The organism is Bradyrhizobium sp. WU425, from assembly GCF_021052305.1.
GTDB classification, from domain to species: Bacteria; Pseudomonadota; Alphaproteobacteria; order Rhizobiales; family Xanthobacteraceae; genus Bradyrhizobium; species Bradyrhizobium canariense_D.
In genome coordinates this window covers 7,700,012-7,720,868 of record NZ_CP088089.1, presented here as the reverse complement: position 1 = coordinate 7,720,868, position 20,857 = coordinate 7,700,012, and the positions used below count along the sequence as shown (strand labels likewise).

At 64.3% G+C, this 20,857-nt stretch carries 15 protein-coding genes; 8 read left to right on the top strand and 7 right to left on the bottom strand.

The genetic code is table 11. From position 1 onward, the window contains the following. Positions 1–43 precede the first annotated feature (43 nt). The 6 genes from BcanWU425_RS36720 (at position 44) to BcanWU425_RS36695 (ending at position 7,600) form a co-directional block, all read left to right on the top strand. Positions 44–1,207 (top strand): acyl-CoA dehydrogenase family protein, encoded by a 1,164-nt coding sequence (locus BcanWU425_RS36720; protein ID WP_204513121.1) that lies wholly within the window; start codon positions 44–46, stop codon positions 1,205–1,207. After that, complete coding sequence (locus tag BcanWU425_RS36715; protein ID WP_018455959.1) at positions 1,207–1,863, top strand: glutathione S-transferase family protein; 657 nt, start codon at positions 1,207–1,209, stop codon at positions 1,861–1,863. The genes BcanWU425_RS36720 and BcanWU425_RS36715 overlap by 1 nt, the downstream gene beginning before the upstream one ends. A gap of 170 nt (positions 1,864–2,033) precedes the next feature. After that, positions 2,034–2,834, top strand: coding sequence for a helix-turn-helix domain-containing protein (locus tag BcanWU425_RS36710; RefSeq protein ID WP_018455960.1), 801 nt, complete (start codon positions 2,034–2,036; stop codon positions 2,832–2,834). 199 nt (positions 2,835–3,033) lie between these two features. Beyond that, positions 3,034–3,900 carry a BKACE family enzyme gene (locus BcanWU425_RS36705; protein ID WP_018455961.1) on the top strand — a complete coding sequence of 289 codons (867 nt, stop codon included), beginning with the start codon at positions 3,034–3,036 and terminating at the stop codon, positions 3,898–3,900. A 113-nt stretch (positions 3,901–4,013) separates the two neighbouring features. After that, complete coding sequence (locus tag BcanWU425_RS36700) at positions 4,014–5,630, top strand: acyl-CoA carboxylase subunit beta (RefSeq protein ID WP_204513122.1); 1,617 nt, start codon at positions 4,014–4,016, stop codon at positions 5,628–5,630. Then, complete coding sequence (locus BcanWU425_RS36695) at positions 5,627–7,600, top strand: acetyl-CoA carboxylase biotin carboxylase subunit (RefSeq protein WP_204513123.1); 1,974 nt, start codon at positions 5,627–5,629, stop codon at positions 7,598–7,600. The genes BcanWU425_RS36700 and BcanWU425_RS36695 overlap by 4 nt, the downstream gene beginning before the upstream one ends. Positions 7,601–7,650: 50 nt before the next feature. Here the strand turns inward: BcanWU425_RS36695 and BcanWU425_RS36690 are convergent, their stop codons facing one another. The 7 genes from BcanWU425_RS36690 to BcanWU425_RS36660 form a co-directional block, all read right to left on the bottom strand. Next, entirely contained in the window at positions 7,651–8,637 is a 987-nt protein-coding gene (locus tag BcanWU425_RS36690; protein WP_085348659.1) for an ABC transporter ATP-binding protein, read from the bottom strand. After that, positions 8,634–9,641, bottom strand: a complete 1,008-nt coding sequence (locus tag BcanWU425_RS36685) for an ABC transporter ATP-binding protein (RefSeq protein ID WP_231189560.1) — start codon at positions 9,639–9,641, stop codon at positions 8,634–8,636. The genes BcanWU425_RS36690 and BcanWU425_RS36685 overlap by 4 nt, the downstream gene beginning before the upstream one ends. Next, a complete protein-coding gene (locus BcanWU425_RS36680) occupies positions 9,641–10,534 on the bottom strand; it encodes an ABC transporter permease (protein WP_018455966.1) in 894 nt (297 codons plus the stop codon). The genes BcanWU425_RS36685 and BcanWU425_RS36680 overlap by 1 nt, the downstream gene beginning before the upstream one ends. Positions 10,535–10,543: 9 nt before the next feature. After that, positions 10,544–11,491 carry an ABC transporter permease gene (locus BcanWU425_RS36675; protein ID WP_018455967.1) on the bottom strand — a complete coding sequence of 316 codons (948 nt, stop codon included), beginning with the start codon at positions 11,489–11,491 and terminating at the stop codon, positions 10,544–10,546. A gap of 35 nt (positions 11,492–11,526) precedes the next feature. Next, positions 11,527–13,125 (bottom strand): ABC transporter substrate-binding protein, encoded by a 1,599-nt coding sequence (locus BcanWU425_RS36670; RefSeq protein ID WP_204513125.1) that lies wholly within the window; start codon positions 13,123–13,125, stop codon positions 11,527–11,529. Positions 13,126–13,297: 172 nt separating this feature from the next. After that, entirely contained in the window at positions 13,298–14,848 is a 1,551-nt protein-coding gene (locus BcanWU425_RS36665; protein WP_204513126.1) for an AMP-binding protein, read from the bottom strand. An 18-nt stretch (positions 14,849–14,866) separates the two neighbouring features. After that, the gene (locus tag BcanWU425_RS36660; RefSeq protein WP_204513127.1) at positions 14,867–16,021 is read right to left on the bottom strand and encodes an iron-containing alcohol dehydrogenase; all 1,155 of its coding nucleotides are present in this window, start codon (positions 16,019–16,021) and stop codon (positions 14,867–14,869) included. A gap of 279 nt (positions 16,022–16,300) precedes the next feature. On the opposite strand from BcanWU425_RS36660, the gene BcanWU425_RS36655 reads away from it, so the two are divergent. Further along, a complete protein-coding gene (locus BcanWU425_RS36655; protein WP_018455971.1) occupies positions 16,301–17,506 on the top strand; it encodes an efflux RND transporter periplasmic adaptor subunit in 1,206 nt (401 codons plus the stop codon). Beyond that, positions 17,503–20,667, top strand: coding sequence for an efflux RND transporter permease subunit (locus BcanWU425_RS36650; RefSeq protein ID WP_018455972.1), 3,165 nt, complete (start codon positions 17,503–17,505; stop codon positions 20,665–20,667). The genes BcanWU425_RS36655 and BcanWU425_RS36650 overlap by 4 nt, the downstream gene beginning before the upstream one ends. Positions 20,668–20,857: the final 190 nt, after the last annotated feature.

The window sequence follows — 20,857 nt, the reverse complement described above, 5'->3', positions numbered from 1 at the left end:
CCATGACGAGCACCTCAGAGATACCAAGAACTGGGCTAACAAGATGCTGTTCACCGCCGACCACGACGAGATCCGCCGTTCCTTGCAAAAATTCATTGCCAACGAGATCAATCCGCATGTCGATGAATGGGAGAAGGCCGACATCTTCCCGGCGCACGAGCTGTTCAGGAAGATGGGCAGGCTCGGCTTTCTCGGGCTGAACAAGCCGGTCGAATTCGGCGGCTCCGGCCTCGACTATTCCTATGCGCTGATGATGGCGGAGGAACTCGGCGCGATCAATTGCGCCGGCGTGCCGATGGCGATCGGGGTGCAGACCGACATGGCGACTCCTGCGCTGGCGCGGTTCGGCTCCGATGAAGTGCGGCGCGAATTCCTGGCGCCCTCGATCTCTGGCGACTATGTGGCCTGCATCGGCGTCTCGGAGCCCGGCGCGGGTTCTGACGTGGCCTCGATCAAGACCAATGCGCGCGGGGACGGCGACGATTACGTCATCGATGGTGGCAAGATGTGGATCACCAACGGCACCCAGGCCGACTGGATCTGTCTGCTCGCCAATACGGGCGACGGGTCCGTTCACCGCAACAAATCGCTGATCTGTGTGCCCATGAAGACCAAGGGCGTCACGGTCGCGCGCAAGCTCGACAAGATGGGCATGCGTTCCTCCGACACCGCGCAGATCTTCTTCGACAATGTCCGCGTGCCCAAGCGCAACCGGATCGGCGAGGAGGGCAAGGGCTTTACCTACCAGATGATCCAGTTCCAGGAGGAGCGGCTCTGGGGTGCGGCCGCCTGCCTGAAGGCGCATGAATACATTATCAACGAGACCATCGAATACACCCGCAATCGCAAGGCCTTTGGGAAGTCGATCCTCGACAACCAGGTCGTTCATTTCAAGCTCGCGGAGATGCAGACCGAGGTCGAGCTGTTGCGCGCGCTGATCTACCGTGCCGGAGAGGCGCTTGTGGCGGGCGAGGATGTCACGAAACTTGCGACCATGGCCAAGCTGAAGGCCGGGCGACTCGGCCGCGAGCTTACCGACGCCTGCTTGCAATATTGGGGTGGAATGGGCTTTACCAACGAGACGCCGGTCAGCCGTGCCTATCGCGACAGCCGTCTGACATCGATCGGCGGCGGCGCCGACGAGGTCATGCTGATGGTCCTGTGCAAGATGATGGGGACGCTGCCCGGCAGCAAAGGAAGTTCCTGATGATCACGCTCTATCACTGCGACGCCGCGCGCTCATTCCGTCCGCTCTGGATGCTGGAGGAGATGGGGCTGCCCTACGAGCTCAAGATGCTGCCGTTCCCGCCGCGGGTCTTCGCCAAGGAGTATCTCGCGCTCAATCCGCTGGGCACGATTCCCTTCATGGTCGACGGCGAGACGAAAATGACCGAGTCCTCCGGCATCTGCCACTATCTCGGCATCAAGCATGGACCGACGCCACTGATGGTCGGACCCGAAGATCCCGCCTATGGCGCGTTCGTGAACTGGATGTATTTCAGCGACGCCACGTTAACCTTCCCGCAGACGCTGGTGCTCCGATACACCCAGCTCGAGCCGGAAGAGCGCCGCAATCCGCAGGTCGCCGGCGACTATGCCAAATGGTTTTTGGGCCGCCTGCGCGCCGTCGAGGCAGCCACCGCAAATACCGAGGCCTTGTGCGCGGGCCGCTTCACTGCCGCCGACATCGTGATCGGTTACGCGCTCCGCCTCGCCGATACTATCGGGCTTGCCAAGGATTTTGGGCCAAATGTCGCAGCCTATTGGGCGCGCTTGCAGCAACGGGATGGTTTCAAGCGCGCGGTTGCTGCGGAGCAACAGGCCGGCGTCGAGCAGAACGTGGCGCCAAGGGTGAGGGCCTGATTATCGTTCTGGCGAAAGCCGGGACGGCCATGTTGCCGGGAGTTCCGGGTCGTCGGGACTGCCGCTGTTTTGCGCTTCATGATAGCGCTATCCCGCCGTGACAGCGCCCAGATTTCCGCTAAGGTGACCTCCGTCCGCAGCGGCCAAAGAGCCGCGCGAGGAGGATCCCAATGGAAGATAACGGTCGCGAATCCGACCATTTGATGCTGATCACGCCGGAGCGGGTATTCTATGCCGGCCTGCTCGGCCGCCCCCGCAAGCGGACGCCCGGCTGCTGCCATGTCTATGTCGCGGTGAAGGGCAGTCTGCATCTGACGATCGATGATGCGCTCGCCACCGGCGAGCTGTTCGTTACCCTACCGAACCAGCGGCATTCCATTGCGAGCGACTACCGCACCGCGATCAGCGTGACGCTGGAGCCGGAGAGCATGCCCGATGGCGTGATCGAGGTCCTGGCCGAGCGGCTCACCGGACCCGACAGGGCCGTCTATGCCCGCAAGATCCTCGCCGCCTACACGCTGCTGCGCCAGCGTCGCTACGGCGACATCACCACCGCCGAATTCGACCAGATGTGTTTTGGCGAGGCGCTGCCGCGCCGCGTGCTCGACCCCCGCGTGACGCGTGCGGTCGCCCGTATCGGCCGCTTCACGGGCGAACCCGTGACGGCGGACACATGCGCGGCGGAGGCCGGACTTTCCGCTTCGCGCTTCCTGCATCTGTTCAAGGAAGAGACCGGCATCTCGTTCCGCTCCTTCCGCGCCTGGAAGCGGGCGCGTCACCTGCTGCACTTCGCCAACCAGGACCTCAACCTCGCCCATCTCGCGCAGGACATCGGCTATCCCGACTCCACCCATTTCAGCCACTCGATCCGCCGCTTCTACGGCCTGAAGCCGCGCGCGATCTTCGTCGGCTCGCGCGATCTCGCGATCTATCGCAGCAGCGAGACCGTGAGGCTGGCGGAGGCGAGCTAGCGTCGTCTCGTAGGGTGGGCAAAGCGAAAGCGTGCCCACCATCTTCGCGAGGTATTGAGAGATGGTGGGAACGGCGCAAGAGCGCCTTTGCCCACCCTACGGTTTATCGCCTTTTTCCAGCTTCTCCGCGCAAGAAGCCGCCTGCCGCCCATCACATGATCGCAAACGTTGAATTATCAACGTGCGAGACATTCAAGGCATGAGCGACAAGGCCGTCATCACCTGCGCGCTGAACGGCGTGCTCACCGACCCGAAGCAGCACAACGTGCCTGTCACGCCCGAGCAGATGGCGCGCGAGGCCAAGGCTGCGTTCGATGCCGGCGCGTCCATCATGCACATCCATCTGCGTCAGCAGGCGCCGGACAAGGGGCATCTGCCGTCCTGGGAGGTCAGCGTCAGCAAGGAGATCCAGCAGGCGATTCGCGAAGCCTGCCCTGGCGTGATCATCAATCACACCTCCGGCGTCTCCGGGCCGAACTACAACGGTGCGCTGGATTGTATCCGCGAGACCAGGCCGGAGATCGCGGCCTGCAATGCCGGCTCGCTAAATTACCTGAAGGTGAAGGCCGACAACAGCTGGGCCTGGCCGCCGATGATGTTCGACAATGCGGTCGAGAAGGTGAAGGACTATCTCGACGTCATGAACGCGGTCGGTACCATCCCCGAATTCGAATGTTTTGACGTCGGCATCGTCCGCTGCGTCGGCATGTACCGCCAGGTCGGCATGTACAAGGGCCCGCTCGAGTATAACTTTGTGATGGGCGTCGCCTCCGGCATGCCGTCGGATCCCGATCTGCTGCCGATCCTGATCAAGCTGAAGCGTCCCGAGGCGCAATTTCAGGTCACCGCGATAGGCCGCGAAGAAATCTGGCCGCTGCACCAGCGCTGTGCGGAGCTCGGCGGTCATCTGCGCACCGGTCTCGAAGATGCCTTCTATCTCGCCGACGGCAAGAAGGTAACGTCGAACGGCCAGCTGATCGACGCCATCGCCGCCTGCGCCCGCCGTGCCGGCCGCGAGATCGCGAGCCCGGCGGAAGCGCGAAAGATTTTTGGGACGAATAGGTAAATTATCGCCTCAACCGTCATTGCGAGCGAAGCGAAGCAATCCAGAATCTTTCCATGGATGCGCCTGGATTGCTTCGTCGCTTTGCTCCTCGCAATGACGAGCAGGATTGAGTTATGTCCATTCTCGAAAACACGATTTCTCCCGGCAGTGCCGCCTATCGCGCCAACCGCGACGGCATGCTTGGCCTGATCGACCGCATGCGCGCGCTGGAAGAGCGCACGCGTGTGGCATCAGCCGCGGCGAAAGACCGCTTCCACAAGCGCGGCCAGCTGTTGCCGCGCGAGCGCGTCGCGCTGGTGCTCGATCCCGGCGCGCCCTTCATCGAGCTGTCCACGCTCGCCGGGTACATGTTCGACGTATCTGATCCGGACAAGAGCGTCCCCGGCGGCGGCGTCATCGCCGGCATCGGTTTCGTCTCGGGCATCCGTTGCATGGTCAGCGCCAACGATTCCGGCATCGATGCCGGCGCGCTTCAGCCCTACGGCCTCGACAAGACGATACGCGTGCAGGAGCTCGCGCTGGAGAACAAGCTGCCTTACGTCCAGCTGGTCGAAAGCGCCGGCGCCAATCTCCTGCGCTACCGCGTCGAAGACTTTGTCCGCGGCGGCAACATCTTCCGCAATCTCGCGCGACTCTCCGCAGCGGGCCTGCCCGTCGTGACCGTAACCCATGGCTCCTCGACCGCCGGCGGCGCCTATCAGACCGGCCTGTCCGACTACATCGTCATGGTCCGTGGCCGCACCCGCGCCTTCCTCGCCGGGCCGCCGCTGCTGAAGGCCGCCACCGGCGAGATCGCGACCGAAGAGGAGCTTGGCGGCGCCGAGATGCACACGCAGGTGTCGGGACTTGGCGACTACCTCGCCGAGGATGACCGCGACGCCCTGCGCATCGCGCGCGAGATCATGGCGGCGCTGGAATGGGAACGGCCGGGCAGGGCGAGCGCGGAATATAAGCGGCCGCGCTACGATCAAGACGAACTGCTCGGCATTATGCCGATGGACCACAAGCGCTCCGTGGACATGAAGCAGGTGATCGCACGTATCGTCGATGATTCCGACTTCACCGAGATGGCGCCGAACTACGGCCCGGCCACCGTCTGCGGCCATGCCCGCATCGAGGGCCAGACCATCGGCATCATCACCAACAACGGTCCGCTCGATCCGGCCGGTGCCAACAAGGCGACGCATTTCATCCAGGCGTGCTGCCAAACCCGAACGCCGCTGCTCTATCTGAACAACACCACCGGCTACATGGTCGGCAAAGCTTACGAAGAAGCCGGCATGATCAAGCATGGCTCCAAGATGATCCAGGCGGTGACGTCGGCGACAGTGCCGCAGATCACCATCTATTGCGGCGCCTCGTTCGGCGCCGGCAATTACGGCATGTGCGGGCGCGGCTTCCATCCGCGCTTCTGCTTCTCCTGGCCCAACGCCAAGACTGCCGTGATGGGCGGTGAGCAGGCCGCCGAGACCATGGCGATCGTCACCGAAGCCGCAGCCGCGCGTCGCGGCAAGCCGGTCGAAAAAGAAAAGCTCGATGGCATGAAGGCGCAGATCGTCGGCGTGTTCGACGGCCAGATGGACGTGTTCTCGACCAGCGCGCGCGTGCTCGACGACGGCGTGATCGATCCGCGCGACACCCGCGCGGTGCTGTCCGAAGTGCTCGCGATCTGTCGTGAAGGTGACGCGCGGAGCCCACAGCGCATGCAATTCTCGGTGGCCCGCCCATGAGGAACGGATCAGTGCAGCACCGGCCGTTCTTCAAGGTCCTGATCGCCAATCGCGGCGAGATCGCACTGCGGGTGATGCGCAGCGCGCGGAAGCTCGGCCTCGGCGTCGTCGCGGTCTATTCGGATGCGGATAGGGATGCGCTTCATGTGCAACAGGCCGACCAGGCCGTGCGAGTCGGCGAAGCGCTGCCGGCGCAGTCCTATCTCAACATCGCCGCGATCATAGCGGCCGCAAAGGCCAGCGGCGCGGATGCCGTTCATCCCGGCTATGGCTTCCTCGCCGAAAACGAGGAGTTTGCGCAAGCCTGCAAGGATGCCGGCCTCGTCTTCATCGGCCCGTCGCCGCAGGCGATCGAGACAATGGGCAACAAGGCCGGTGCCAAGGAGATCATGAAAAAGGCCGGCGTGCCCGTCGTGCCCGGCTATCAGGGCGCCGATCAGGGCGATGAAGTCATGCTCGCGGAGGCGAGAGAGATCGGCTTTCCCGTGATGATCAAGGCGGTCGCCGGCGGCGGTGGACGCGGGATGCGGCTCGTTGCGGATGCCAATTCGTTCCCCGAGGCACTGCGTAGCGCGCGGTCCGAGGCGAAGGCGGCGTTTGGCGATCCGACGGTGATCCTCGAACGCGCCATCCAGAATCCCCGTCACATCGAAATTCAGGTGTTCGGCGACAGCCATGGCAACGCCATCCATCTTGGCGAGCGCGACTGCTCGGTGCAGCGGCGGCACCAGAAACTAATCGAGGAGGCGCCGTCGACCGCAGTCACGCCCGACCTGCGTGCGAAGATGGGCGAGGTCGCGGTCGCCGCGGTGAAGGCGTTGCGTTACGAGGGCGCCGGCACGCTCGAATTTCTGCTCGATGCGAGCGGCGGATTCTACTTCATGGAGATGAATACGCGTCTCCAGGTCGAGCATCCCGTCACCGAGGCCATCACCGGGCTCGATCTCGTCGAATTGCAGCTGCGCGTCGCGCGCGGCGAGTCGCTGCCGGTCAAGCAGCAGGACATTCGCTTCACAGGCCACGCCATCGAGGTGCGGCTGTGCTCGGAGGACGCCGCGCAGGATTTCATGCCGCAGTCCGGGCGCATGGCGCGCTGGCAGGTGCCGGATGGCATCCGCGTCGAACATGCGCTGCAATCGGGCTCCGAGATTCCGCCGTTCTACGATTCCATGATCGCGAAGGTGATCGGCCATGGCGCGACCCGCGAGGAGGCGAGGGGGCGGCTGATCGTCGGCCTGGAGCAACTGACCGGATTTGGTGTGACTACCAATCAGACTTTCCTGATGTCATGCCTGCGTCATCCCGGCTTCGCCAAAGGCGAGGCGACCACGGCGTTCATTGGTGCCCATCGCGACGAGCTGCTGGCGCCGCGCGCGGACGCCGCATTCGACATGGCCTTGGCCGGCCTGCTGCTCTACGTCACGAACCCCCAGGCACCGTCGTGGCGCCGCGGACGGAGCCTCGCGGCAACGTTCCCGCTGCCGGCGAAAATCGAGATCGCAGGCCAGGCGCTTGAGCTAGAAGTCTGGCGCGAGCGCGATGGCAGCTACATTGTTGCCAGGGACGGCCGGCAAGACAAGTTCGAGATCGACCAACTCGATCTCGACGTGATTCGCTTCCGCCATGACGGCGTGATGGACAGTGCCAAATTCCTGCGCGACGGCGACCGGCTCCACCTCCAGCGCCGCGGCATCCCGCTCGCGGCGACCGATCTCACCCTCGCCGCGCCGAAGGCGGCCGCAAGCAACGGAGACGGCAAGGTTCGCGCTGCCATGAACGGCCGCGTCGTTGCCGTCCTGGTCAAGCCGGGCGACCGCGTCACTGCCGGCCAGCCGGTGATGACGCTGGAAGCGATGAAGATGGAGCATGTCCACAAGGCCGGCATCGACGGCGTCGTCGCCGCGATCGACGTCGCCGAGGGCGAGCAGGTGACAACGGGCCGGATCGTGGCGGAGATCGGGGCTGAGTAGGGCGGCAAGCTCAACTCGTCGCCCCGGCGAAGGCCGGGACGACAGCGGAGCTACTGGCTCCGCCCCGTTCCGCCATTGAGCAAGCACGCCACCTGGTGCCCGTCCCCCGCGTCCACCAACGCCGGTCGTTCCGTCCTGCATCGCTCCATCGCATACCGGCAGCGGGTGTGAAACGCACACCCCGGCGGCGGATTGACCGGGCTTGGCACGTCGCCGTCGACCAGCGGCACGAGCTTTTTGGCGAGCGGGTTGGCGATCGGTACCGAGGCGAGCAGGGCCTGCGTGTAGGGATGGCGCGGATTGCGGAACAGCTCGTCCTTGTCCGCGATCTCGACGATGCGGCCGAGATACATCACGGCGACGCGGTGACTGATATGGGCGACCACGGCGAGGTCATGCGCGATGAAGAGGTAGGAGAAGCCGTGCTGCCGTTGCAGATCGATCAGGAGATTGATCACCTGCGCCTGGATCGAGACATCGAGCGCGGAGACCGGCTCGTCGCAGACGATCAGGCGGGGCCCGAGCGCCAGCGCGCGGGCGATGCAGATGCGCTGGCGCTGGCCGCCGGAGAATTGATGCGGGAAGTTGCGCATCTGGTCGGGCCGCAAGCCAACCTGCTCGAACAGCTGTGCGGTACGTGCCTCCAGCGCTTTGCCGGTCGCGAGCCCGTGCACGAACAGCGGCTCGCCCACGATGTCTCCGGCAGTCATGCGCGGGTTGAGCGAGGCGAAAGGATCCTGGAATACGATCTGCATCGAACGACGGTGTGGCCGCAGCGCGGACTTGGAGAGATGCGTGATGTCCTCGCCTTCGAGGCGAATCTGGCCCGAGGTCGGCTCGACCAGCCGCAGCACGCTGCGCGCCACCGTCGACTTGCCGCAGCCGGATTCGCCGACAAGGCCCAGCGTCTCCCCGACCCCAACCGAAAACGAGACGCCGTCGACCGCATGCACTGTGCCGATTTGTCGGCGCAACACGCCGGCGCGCACCGGATAGTGCTTCTTGAGTTCGGTGACTTCGAGCAGTGCCTCGGTCATGCCACCTCCGCAACCTCGGCCGCCCGCCAGCATGCGGCGAGATGGCCGCCGCCCCAATCGATGAGCGGCGGATATTCGGCCTCGCAGCGCTTGATCGCGAGCTTGCAGCGTGGCGCGAACGCGCAACCTTTGGGCAGCCCCACCAGCGACGGCACGGTGCCGGGAATTTCGTTCAACCGTGCCGGCGCGGCAACGCCGGGCGCCGGCACCGCCGGGATCGAGGCCATCAATCCGCGCGTGTAGGGGTGCTTTGGCGCGGCGAACAGCGCCTCGACGCTCGCTTCCTCGACCTTGCGTCCCGCATACATCACGATGACGCGTTGCGCGGTCTGCGCGACGACGCCGAGATCATGCGTGATCAGCACGAGCCCGGTGCCGAGCTCTTTCTGAAGGTCTAGGATCAGCGCCAGAATCTGCGCCTGGATCGTGACGTCGAGCGCGGTCGTGGGCTCGTCCGCGATCAGCAGCACCGGCCGGCACGCCAGCGCCATCGCGATCATGGCGCGCTGGCGCATGCCGCCGGACAGCTGATGCGGATATTCCCGCGCGCGCCGAGCCGGCTCGGGGATGCGCACCAGGCGCAGCATCTCGATTGCGATGCCCCGGGCCTCTTTGCTCGACATGTTCCGGTGCAGCCGCACGGCCTCGACGATCTGGTCGCCGATCCGCATCACCGGATTGAGCGAGGTCATCGGCTCCTGGAAGATCATCGAGATGCGGTTGCCCCTGACGGCACGCATCTCTGCTTCGTCCAGCGTCAGAAGGTCGGTGCCTTCGAGCGTGACGGAGCCGCCGACGATGCGGCCGGGTGGATCCGGCACCAGCCGCATCAGCGATAGTGCAGTGACGCTCTTGCCGCAGCCGGATTCGCCGACGATCGCCAGCGTCTCGCCGCGCTTCACCGTGAAGGAAACATCATCGACGGCCTTGAACAGACCGGAGTTGGTGAAGAACACCGTCTTCAGGTTCTTCACCTCGATCACGAGATCGGAGTTCTCAGCCATCAGCCGCGCTGCCGGGGATCGAGGATGTCGCGCAAGGCGTCACCGAACAGATTGGCGCCGAACACCGCGAGGCTGATGGCGATGCCCGGGAAGATCACCAGCCATGGCGCCGTGCGGACATATTCGGCGGCGGATTCAGAGAGCATGCGCCCCCACGACGGGTACGGCTCGGGAATGCCGAGGCCGAGGAAGGAGAGCGAGGCTTCCGTGAGGATAGTCGAGCCGAGCTGGGCCGTCGCAAGCACGATCAGCGGCGCCAGCGTATTCGGCAGCACGTGACGGAGCGCAATGCGTACCTCGCTCATGCCGATCGACTTGGCGGCCTCGATGAATGGCAGCTCGCGCAGCGCCAGCGTGTTGGCGCGGATGACGCGCGAGACGGTCGGGATCAGCGGAATGGCGATCGCAATGATGACGTTCGGCAAGGACGGCCCAAGCGCCGCGGTCATGATGAGGGCCAGCACCAGCAGCGGCAGCGCCTGGAGGACATCGGAGACGCGCTGGAACACGAGATCGACCCAGCCGGAGAGATAGCCGGAGGTGAGGCCGACGATCACGCCGATGCTGCCGCCGAGCGCCGTCGAGCCGATGCCGACCGCGAGCGAGATCCGCGCGCCATGAATGATGCGGCTGAAGACATCGCGGCCGAAGGAATCCGTGCCCATCCAGTGTGCCAGGCTTGGACGCGCCAGTGCCCGAGCGGCATCGATCGTCAGCGGATCGTAACGCGCGATGAAGTCGGCGAAGATCGCGGTGAACACGAACAGGGTCATGATGACGAGCCCGGCCGCGCCCAGCACATGCCGCTGCGCCAAAAACAGCACGCGCCGCCAGCCGACGGTCGCGTGCGCCCCGGCGCGCCTCAGTTCAACGTCATAGTCGATCGCAGCCAACAGGTTCTCCTAATCCGTGTACCGGATACGCGGGTCGAACACCGCGTACAGCATGTCCACGATGAAATTCGCGCTCACCACGACGATGGCAATCAGCATCACCAGGTTCTGCACGATCGGATAATCGCGCCAGCGAATCGCTTCGACCAGGAAGCGCGCGACGCCGGGGATGTTGAACACCGTCTCCGTCACGATGAGGCCGCCGATCAGGAACGCCGCTTCGATGCCAATCACGGTGATGACGGGCAGAATCGCATTCTTCAGCGCATGCTGATAGTTCACAGCGGCGTCCGATGCGCCCTTGGCACGCGCGGTGCGGATATAGTCCTGCCGCAGCACCTCCAGCATCGAGGATCGCGTGATGCGCATGGTCAGTGCCGCGCTGCGGAAGCCGACGGCTGCGGCGGGCACGGCATAGGTCGCAAACGCTTCCAGCCAAGTCGCTGGATTCGGGTTGAAGATCGGCATCTGGTTGAACATCGCCACCGAGGCGGTGAGGATGAGCAGGCCAAGCCAGAACGAAGGCAGCGACAATCCGCTGAGGCTCACCACACGCAATGCGTAGTCGAGCCTCGTTCCCTGCTTCACCGCGCTGATCACGCCAAGGGGGATGCCGATCGAGGTCGAGAACAACAGCGCCAGGCCAGCGAGCCGTGCGGTGATCGGGATCCGTGGCAGGATCTCCTGGAGCGCCGGCTTCTCGGAGACGTAGGAGTAGCCAAAATCGCCGCGCAGGAAGCCGCTGATCCAGTGCCAATATTGCACCACCAGCGGCTGGTCGATGCCGAGCTCCTTCTCCAGATTGGCCTTGTCGGCGGGGTCCACATAGCCCGCGGCGGCGAACAGGATGTCGACGATATTCCCGGGGACGATGCGCAGCAGGAAGAAGATGACGATCGAGATCCCGAACAGGGTCAGGAGCATCAGCAACAGGCGCCGCACCAGATAGGCAAACATGCATCGCCTCCCGTCGAACCCATCAGCCGCCCGCGCTACTTGTCCATCCAGACGTCCTCGTAGCGATAGCCATTGTAGGAGCTGTTCGACATCACCGTCACGCCCTTGACGTAAGGTTGCCAGCAGCTGCCGGTACGTGCGTGGAAGATGATCGGGCGGGCGACGTCCTCCTGCAGCTTCTTGTCGATGTCCCACACCAGCTTCTTGCGCTTGTTAATGTCGGTCTCCTGGGACTGCACGTCGAACAGCTTTTCGATCTCCTTGTTGCAGTAATTGGTGTAGTTGCGCTCGGAGCCGCAGGAATAGTTCTCGTCGAAAGACTGGTCGGGGTCGTCGACGGCATTGCCGGTCAAATTGAGCCCGAGCATGTAATCCTTCCGCGCGATCTTCGGGAACCAGTTTGCGGTCTCGACCACGTCGAGCTCGCCGTCGATATAGATGCTCTTGAGCTGATCGATCAGGATCACCGCAGGATCGCGGTAGACCGGAATGTTGCGGGTCGAGACCTTGACGGCGAGATGCTTATCCGGCCCATAGCCGGCCTTCTGCATCAGCTTTTTTGCTTCCTCACGGTTGGCGTTGATGTCGGGGCCGTAGCCCGGAATGGTCTCGAGCATCTCCTTCGGCATCCCCCACAGCCCATTCGGCGGCGGCAGCAGGGTGCCGCCGATGTCACCCTGGCCCTCGAACAAGATCGAGATGAAGGCCTTTCGGTCGAGCGACAGCGCCATGGCGCGACGGATGTCGATATTGTCGAACGGCGGCGCGGACGAATTGACGATGATGTTGGTGGCGACATTGTTGGGCTCGACCACGCAGACCGCGTTCGGCGCCTGCGATTTGACGTCCTTGAGCAGCGGGATGCTCACCTCGGTCGGGAAGGTCATGTCGAACTTGCCGGCGACGAACGCGAGGATCGCGGTGGAGCGGTTCGGGATGATGGTGAACTCGATGCCGTCGAGATAGGGCCGGCCCTTGCGCCAATAGTCGGGATTGCGGGTCAGCTTGATCGATTCATTGGCCTTGAACTCGACGAACTTGAACGGCCCGGTGCCGATCGGGTGCGTGCGCATGTCGCCGGGCGAGACGTGGCAGGGATAGACCGGCGTGTAGCCCGAGGCGAGCAGCGCCAGCAGCGAAGGCTGTGGCCGCTTCAGGTTGAAGGAGACCTCGAGATCGCCGTTGGTGGAGACGTCGTTGACCTGTTCGTACCAGCTCTTGCGCGGGTTCTGCCGGAACTTCTGCTGCGACTTGCCCATCAGCATGTCGAAGGTGCATTTGACGTCCGCCGAGGTGAACGGCTTGCCGTCGTGCCACTTCACGCCCTGGCGTAGCTTGAAGGTCAGCGTCTTGTTGTCGTTGACCCAGGCCCAGCTCTCGGCGAGCTCGGGCACGATGGTGTCCATGCTGTTCTGCGCCACGTCCTGCTTGTAGATGACGAGGTTGTTGAACACCGGCATGAAGGGAACGTTGAGCGAGTAGGTCGCGCCTTCGTGGATCGAGGCATTGCCGGGACTGTCGCGGTGGTACATCCGCAAAATGCCGCCCTGCTTGGGCTCGCTGGCGAGTGCAACGCTCGAAAACGCAAGCAAAGATAGCGCCGCCGTCGCGGCGAGCGCCCGTACGCTCCGCATCCTCGTCCTCCCTGGACATCGGCCTTTTGCGGCCTGTTTGTCCCGACGATAGCGGCGCGTGCGCGGTGAGGCAACCGTCAAGGTCCGCTACTCTCTCGGCAATTCGGACGACGGAAAGCCGCAGGGGTGTCTCTCACGATGAGAGGGAAGTTTCTCCGGCGACAGCGGCCCTTCACACAATCCTTGACGCCTTGTTCCCCCAATACCGGTCCCGCAGCAGCCGCTTGTACAGCTTCCCCGTCGGCAGCCGCGGCAACTCCTTCTCGAAATCGACCGAGCGCGGCACCTTTTGCCGCGACAGCGACGCCCCGCAGAACGCGATCAGCTCCTCGGCGAGCGCCTCGCCCGGCACGGCCCCGGGCATCGGCTGCACCACCGCCTTCACCTCTTCGCCGAGATCGGAATTGGGCACGCCGAACACCGCGGCGTCCGCAACCTTCGGATGGGTGATCAACAGATTCTCGCACTCCTGCGGATAAATGTTCACGCCGCCGGAGATGATCATGAAGGTCGCGCGGTCCGTTAAATAGAGGAAGCGATCCTCGTCGACATAGCCGACGTCGCCGACCGTGCTCATGCTGCCGTCGGTCGAGCGCGCTTCCTTGGTCTTCTCGGGATCGTTGAAATATTCGAACGGTGAGGCCGTCTTGAACCAGACCTGTCCTGGCGTGCCGGTGGGGCATGGCTTCATGGTCTCATCGAGAATATGGAGGTCGCCGAGCAGCACCTTGCCGACGGTGCCGCGGTGGGCGAGCCATTCCGCGCTGTCGCAGGCGGTGAAGCCAAGGCCTTCGGTGGCGCCGTAGTATTCGTGGATGATCGGTCCCCACCATTTGATCATGTCATCCTTGACCTGCGCCGGGCAGGGCGCGGCGGCATGGATCGCGATCTCGAGCGAGGAGAGGTCGTAGCGCGCGCGCACCTCCTCCGGCAGCTTGAGCATGCGCGAGAACATCGTCGGCACGAGCTGGGTGTGGGTGATACCCCATTGCTCGACGAGCTGGAGGTAACGCTCGGGATCGAAATTCTCCATGATGATCGCGGTGCCGCCCATGCGGATCGTGAGGTTCACGGCGGCCTGCGGCGCCGAATGATAGAGCGGCGCCGGCGACAGGTAGACCATGCCCTCGCGGTAGTGCCAAAGCTTTGTCAGGAAATCGAACAACGGCAGATTGTGTTTCGGCGGCTCCTCCGGAAGCGGCCGCAGAATCCCTTTTGGCCGTCCCGTCGTGCCCGATGAATACAGCATGGCGGTGCCGAGCCATTCATCCGGGATCGGCGTCTTCGGCAGGTCGGCGGTTACCTCAGTGAGGCCGACGATGCGCTCGCTCTCGCCCGGGCCGTCGGCGACGATGCACAGCTTGATGTCGGGGCAGACCTTGATCGCCTCGCGGGCGATATCGAGCTTAGCAACCGACGTGATCAGGATTTTCGACTGGCTATTGACCAGGAGATAGGCGAGCTCGCCCGGCGTCAGGAACGAGTTGATGCAGGTGTAGTAGAGGCCGGAGCGCTCGCCCGCGCCGCAGGCTTCGAGGTAGCGGGAATTGTTCTCCATGAAGATCGAGTAGTGGTCGAGCCGCTTCAGGCCATACTTGCGGAACAGGTGCGCCAGCCGATTGCTGCGCGCATCGAGCTCGCGATAGGTGACGGCCTCGCCGGTCGTCGCCATGATGAAGGCGGGCTGGAGTGGGCGCAGGCGGGCATGCTGACCTGGGTACATCAGTCCTCCGGCTTTGGATCATGCGGCAAGAAGCAGGATTTCGCGCACTTGAGCGGGGCTGTCGATCTTGCGCGGGTTGCGCGGGATCCAGTTCGTGCGCATCGCAGCGTCCGCGATGGCGTCGAAATGCTCCGGCGAGACGCGCACATCGGCGAGGCTGCGCGGCATGCCGAGCGAGCGGATGAAGGCATCGAGCACATCGGCTGCCGCGTGGCCGGGAAAGCCCATTGCGGCCGCGACGATCATCTGGCGCTCGGCATTGTCGCGCGCATTCCAGCGCATCACGGCCGGCAGCATGACGCAGGAGGTGTAGCCATGCGGTACGTCGAAGGCTGCGCCCAGCACGTAACCGATGCCGTGGCTCGCGCCCATCGGCACGCCAGCGGCGAGCGCGCCCATCGACAGCCAGGTGCCGATCTGCGCATCCATTCGCGCGTCGAGGTCAGCAGGGTCAGCCTTCACCCGTGGCAGCGCGTCGGCGAGCATGGCGAGGCCCTTCACCGATTGCGCGTCGGCATAGGGGTGCGTCTCGCGCGAGCAGATCGCCTCGACGCAATGATCGATGGCGCGGATGCCGGTCGAGAGGAATAGCCATTCCGGCGTGTGCACGGTGATGGCGGGATCGAGGATGGTCGCGCGCGGAACGCTGAGCGGATGCCGTAGCATCTGTTTCACATGGGCGGTGCGGTCGGTGACGCCTGCGATCGAGCTGAACTCGCCGCCGGCGATCGTGGTCGGCACGCTGATCTGACGCACGGTCGGCGCCGTCATCTCGGGCGCGACGCCCTTGTGCACGCGGATACGCTCGATGCCGTCGACATCGTCGATGCCGTTGGCGAGGCAGAGCTGCACCGCCTTGGCGCCGTCGGTGATCGAGCCGCCGCCCACGGTGACGATCAGGTCGGCGCCCGCTTCGCGCGCCGCATTGGTGGCGGCGATCACCGCCTCGCGCGGGGTGTGCGCCGGCATGGCATCGAAGACGCCCGCGCAATTTGTGCCCAGGGCTTGTTTGATCTTGGCGATTTCGTCGGTCTGCCGGTTGAGCGTGCCCGAGACTATCAGGAAGGCGCGGCGCGTCCCCAGCCGGTCCATCTGGGCGACCACGGCCTCGGCCGCGGGGGGGCCGAACACGACTTCCTCGATCGCGCCGTAAACGACACGTCCCTGGTGCACGCCTGTCCTCCCTGGACAATTCGTCTTGTTTTATGAGGAGCAATCTAGCCGAGCCGGCTCCGCCCGTCATGTGCGAAGACGCTAACGCACTCTCCGCTTGCTCTCCCGGCTTACGGGGAGAGGCCAACAAGCCCTGTCAACCCGTCATCCGGCCAGGGCATTCCTCCGAGCATTGCCTGCGCTTTGGTCTTGAAGAGTTCATCATTGCCACCCATCTTGTGGCGCCCGCGGGTACAGGCGTACCCTGCTTTTTCCGCGGCTTTGATGCGAGGACCTGGGATGACTGGACCGGACGGAAGCGAGCAATTTGTCAAAACGCACGATTTCGTTTCGCCTCGGCCTTACGCCATCGTCGGCCTTCTCGCCGCGGCGTTCGTGCTCACCGGTTGCGGCCAGCCGGCCTCGCAAGCGAGCGCTCCCCCGCCGGCGCCGGTAACCGTCGCCCAACCGGTCAAGCGCACCGTCACCGATTGGGACGAGTTCACCGGCCGCTTCGAGGCGATGGAGGAGGTGCAGGTCCGCCCGCGCGTCGGCGGGTTCGTCAACTCTGTCGAATTCCAGGATGGCGCCATCGTGCGTCAGGGCGATCTGCTCTACGTCATCGACCCACGTCCGTTCGAGGCGGTGGCCACGCAGGCCGAGGGGCAGCTTTCCGATGCCCGTGCCAAGGTGGAGCTTGCAAAGCGGGAGCTCGATCGCGGTTTGAGCCTGGTGCAGACCAGCGCCGTCTCCGAGCAGGTGGTCGATCAGCGCCGTCAGGCCTTGCAGGCCGCGCACGCTGCCGAAACACAGGCCGAGGGTGCGCTCAAAGTCGCCAAGCTCAATATCGAATTCACGCATGTGACGGCGCCGCTGACCGGCCGCGTCAGCCGCCACCTTGTCAGCCCTGGCAATCTCGTGCAGGGCAGCGATACCGGAACGTCGACGCTGCTCACCTCGATCGTGACGCTCGACCCGATCTATATCTATTTCGACATGGATGAGGCGACCTTCATCAAATACAGCAAGCTGTGGTTCGAAGGCCGCCGCCCGAGTTCGCGCGATACGGCGAACCCGGTGCAGGTGACGCTCGCCGGCGAGACGAAACCATCCCGTGAAGGCAGCATCAATTTCCTCGACAACCGCCTCGATGTCTCCACCGGCACGCTGCGCAGCCGCGCCGTGGTCAAGAACACCGATCTTTCGATCCTGCCCGGTCAGTTCGGGCGTATCAGACTGATCGGCAGCGCGCCCTATGAAGCGCTGCTGATCCCCGACGTTGCGGTCGCAACTGACCAGTCCCGCAAGATCGTGTTCGTGGTCAAGCCGGACGACACCGTCGAGGCGCGTCCCGTGACGCTCGGACCGCTCGACGAGGGCCTGCGCGTGATCCGCGAGGGATTGAAGGCGGACGACCGCGTCATCGTCAACGGCATCCAGCGCGCCCGCGTCGGTGCCAAGGTCGCACCGCAGACGGCACCAGCGCCCGCCGGTGGCAAATCATGAATCTTGGCCGTCTCTCCATCAACCAGCCCATCCTGGCGATGGTGCTGTCGATCGTGCTGCTGATCGTCGGCGCGCTGGCCTATACCACGCTGCCGGTCTCCGAATATCCGCAAGTGGTGCCGCCGACCGTCGTCGTCACCACGCAATATCCCGGCGCCTCCGCGCAGACCGTGTCCGACACGGTTGCCGCACCCATCGAGCAGGAGATCAACGGCGTCGAGGACATGCTGTATCTCTACAGCCAGGCGACCTCGAACGGCCAGCTCACCATCACCGTCACTTTCAAGCTCGGCACCGATCTCGACAAAGCCCAGGTGCTGGTGCAGAACCGCGTTGCGATCGCGCAGCCGCGTTTGCCTGAAGAGGTTCAGCGCAACGGCGTCACCACGCGCAAGAACTCGCCCGACATCCTGATGGTCGTGTTCATGCTGTCGCCCGACGACACGTTCGACCAGCTCTACATCTCCAACTATGCGCTGCTCCAGGTCCGCGATCAGCTGCTGCGGATCGACGGCGTCGGCGACATCCAGATCTTCGGCGCGCGCGATTATTCGATGCGGCTATGGCTCGATCCTGACCGAATCGCCAATCTCGGCTTGACCGCAACCGAGGTGCTCGCCGCGATCCGCGCGCAGAACGTGCAGATCGCGGGCGGCCAGATCGCCGAACCGCCGATCGCCGACCGCGCCTTCCAGCCGAACCTCACCTTCACCGGGCGATTGAAAGACCAGAAGCAGTTCGAGGACATCCTGATCAAGGCCGGCTCTGACGGCCGCACGGTGCGCCTGCGCGACGTCGCCCGTATCGAGCTTGGTGCTCTCGCCTACTCCACCAACAGCTTCCTGCTGCGCAAATCGGCGGTCGCCATGCTGGTGACGCAGCGGCCGGGATCGAACGCGCTCGCGACCGCGAAGAACATTTCGGACACCATGACGAAGCTGAAGGAGACCTTTCCGAAAGGCCTCGACTTCAATATCGGCTACAACCCGACCGAGTTCATCGCGCAGTCCGTCCACGAGCTGATCAAGACCATCTACGAGGCCATGTTGCTCGTGGTCGTCGTCGTGCTGGTGTTCCTGCAGGGATGGCGTCCCGCGATCATTCCGATCATCGCGATTCCGGTTTCGCTGGTCGGCACCTTCGCGGTGATGGCGGCGCTCGGCTTCTCGATCAACAATCTCACGCTGTTCGGGCTCGTTCTCGCCGTCGGTATCGTGGTCGACGACGCCATCGTGGTGGTCGAGAATGTCGAGCGGCATCTCGAGCATGGCATGAGCCGGCGCGATGCCGCGCTGAAGACCATGGAGGAGGTCGGCGGCGCATTGGTGTCGATCGCGCTGGTGCTGTGCGCGGTGTTCGTCCCGACCGCATTTCTGGGCGGAATTTCGGGTCAGTTCTTCCAGCAATTCGCCGTCACCATTGCGGTCGCGACCGCAATCTCCTGCTTCTGCTCGTTGACGCTATCGCCGGCGCTGGCCTCGCTTCTCCTCGTCCCCCACGAGGAGAAACGGCCGCCCGCGCGCTGGAATCTTGTTGCACGCGGCTGGAACGCTTTCACTGGCGTGTTTAACCGCGTGTTCGACCGTCTCGCGCATGGCTACGCCGGCCTCGCCAATTTCGTGATCCGGCATTCGGCGGTGATGATCCTGATCTACGTCGTGCTGATCGGCAGCGCCGGCTGGCTGATCGCCACCACGTCGCAAGGCTTTATTCCGGCGCAGGACCGCGGCTACGTCATCATCTCCGTGCAATTGCCGGGCGCCGCTTCGCTGGCGCGCACCACCGAGGTCGTGCGCGAGATCGAGCGGATCGCGCTGGATACGCCGGGTATCATCCGCGTGGCCGCTTTCGCCGGCTTCTCCGGCGCGACGCGGACGCAGGCCGGCAACGCGGCGGCGCTCTTCCCAGTGTTCGACGAGCCCGAGGCGCGGATCAAGAAAGGATTGTCTGCGAACGCCATCACGGTCGAGCTGCGCAAACGCCTGGCCGCGATTCAGGGTGCCTTCATCATCGTGATTCCGCCGCCGGCCGTGCCCGGCATCGGCACCGGTGGCGGCTTCACCATCCGCATCCAGGACCGCCAGGGCCGTGGGCCGGAGATGCTCGCCGCGGCTACTGACGAGCTTGTCGCCGCGGCGCGCAAATCGCCCTCGCTGCTCGCTCCCTCCGTGTTCTCGCCGTTCTCGGCCAATACGCCGCAGCTCTTCGTCGACATCGACCGCACCAAGGCGCAGAAGCTCGGCGTTCCCATCGCCGGCATCAACGACACGATCCAGACCTATTTCGGATCGACCTATGTCAACGACTTCAACCTGTTCGGCCGCACCTACCACGTCACCGCGCAGGCCGACTTCCCGTTCCGGAAAGAGCCGAGCGATCTCTCGCGGTTGCGCACGCGCAACGCCTCCGGCGACATGGTGATGCTCGGCAGCGTGGTCGAGTTCAAGGACGTTTCCGGCCCTGACCGCGTCGCGCGCTACAATCTCTACGCGGCCTCCGAGCTGCAGGGCGAGCCGGCGCCGGGCACCAGCTCGACCACCGCGCTCAACGCGATCAAGAAGCTCGCCGACGACACCCTCCCGAGCGGCTTCAGCTTCGAGTGGACCGATCTGTCCTACCAGCAGATCACGGGCGGCAATGCGGGTCTCTACGTATTCCCGATCTGCGTGCTGTTCGTCTATCTGGTGCTCGCCGCGCAATACGGCAGCTGGACCCTGCCGTTCGCGGTGATCCTGATCGTGCCGATGTGCCTGTTGGCGGCCACCATCGGCGTGCGCATCATGGGGCAGGACGTCAACATCCTCACCCAGATCGGTTTCGTCGTGCTGGTGGGGCTGGCGGCAAAGAACGCGATCCTGATCGTCGAGTTCGCGCGCGACATCGAGAAAGAAGGCAAGCCGCGGCTGGAGGCCGTGATAGACGCCTGCCGCCTGCGCCTGCGGCCGATCCTGATGACGTCCTTCGCCTTCATCCTCGGCGTCTTGCCGCTGGTGATCTCGTCCGGCTCGGGCTCGGAGATGCGGCAAGCCGTCGGCGTCGCCGTGTTCTTCGGCATGATCGGTGTCACCCTGTTTGGGCTTCTGTTCACGCCGATCTTCTATGTGGTGGTGCGGAACCTGGCCGAGGGGAAGAACGAGGGGAAGCCGAAGGCGGTGGGCTGATAAGTATCAAATGGCGCGCCACCGACCCTTCAATATTCACGCTGTCGTCCCGGCGAAGGCCGGGACCATAACCCTCGAACGTGGTTTAGTGAAGATTCGTCGTTCGGTACTCCTACCGACCGCAACCGAGGGATTCCGCGGTATGGGTCCCGGCCCCCGTGCGCAATTGCGTACTAGGCCGGGACGACGC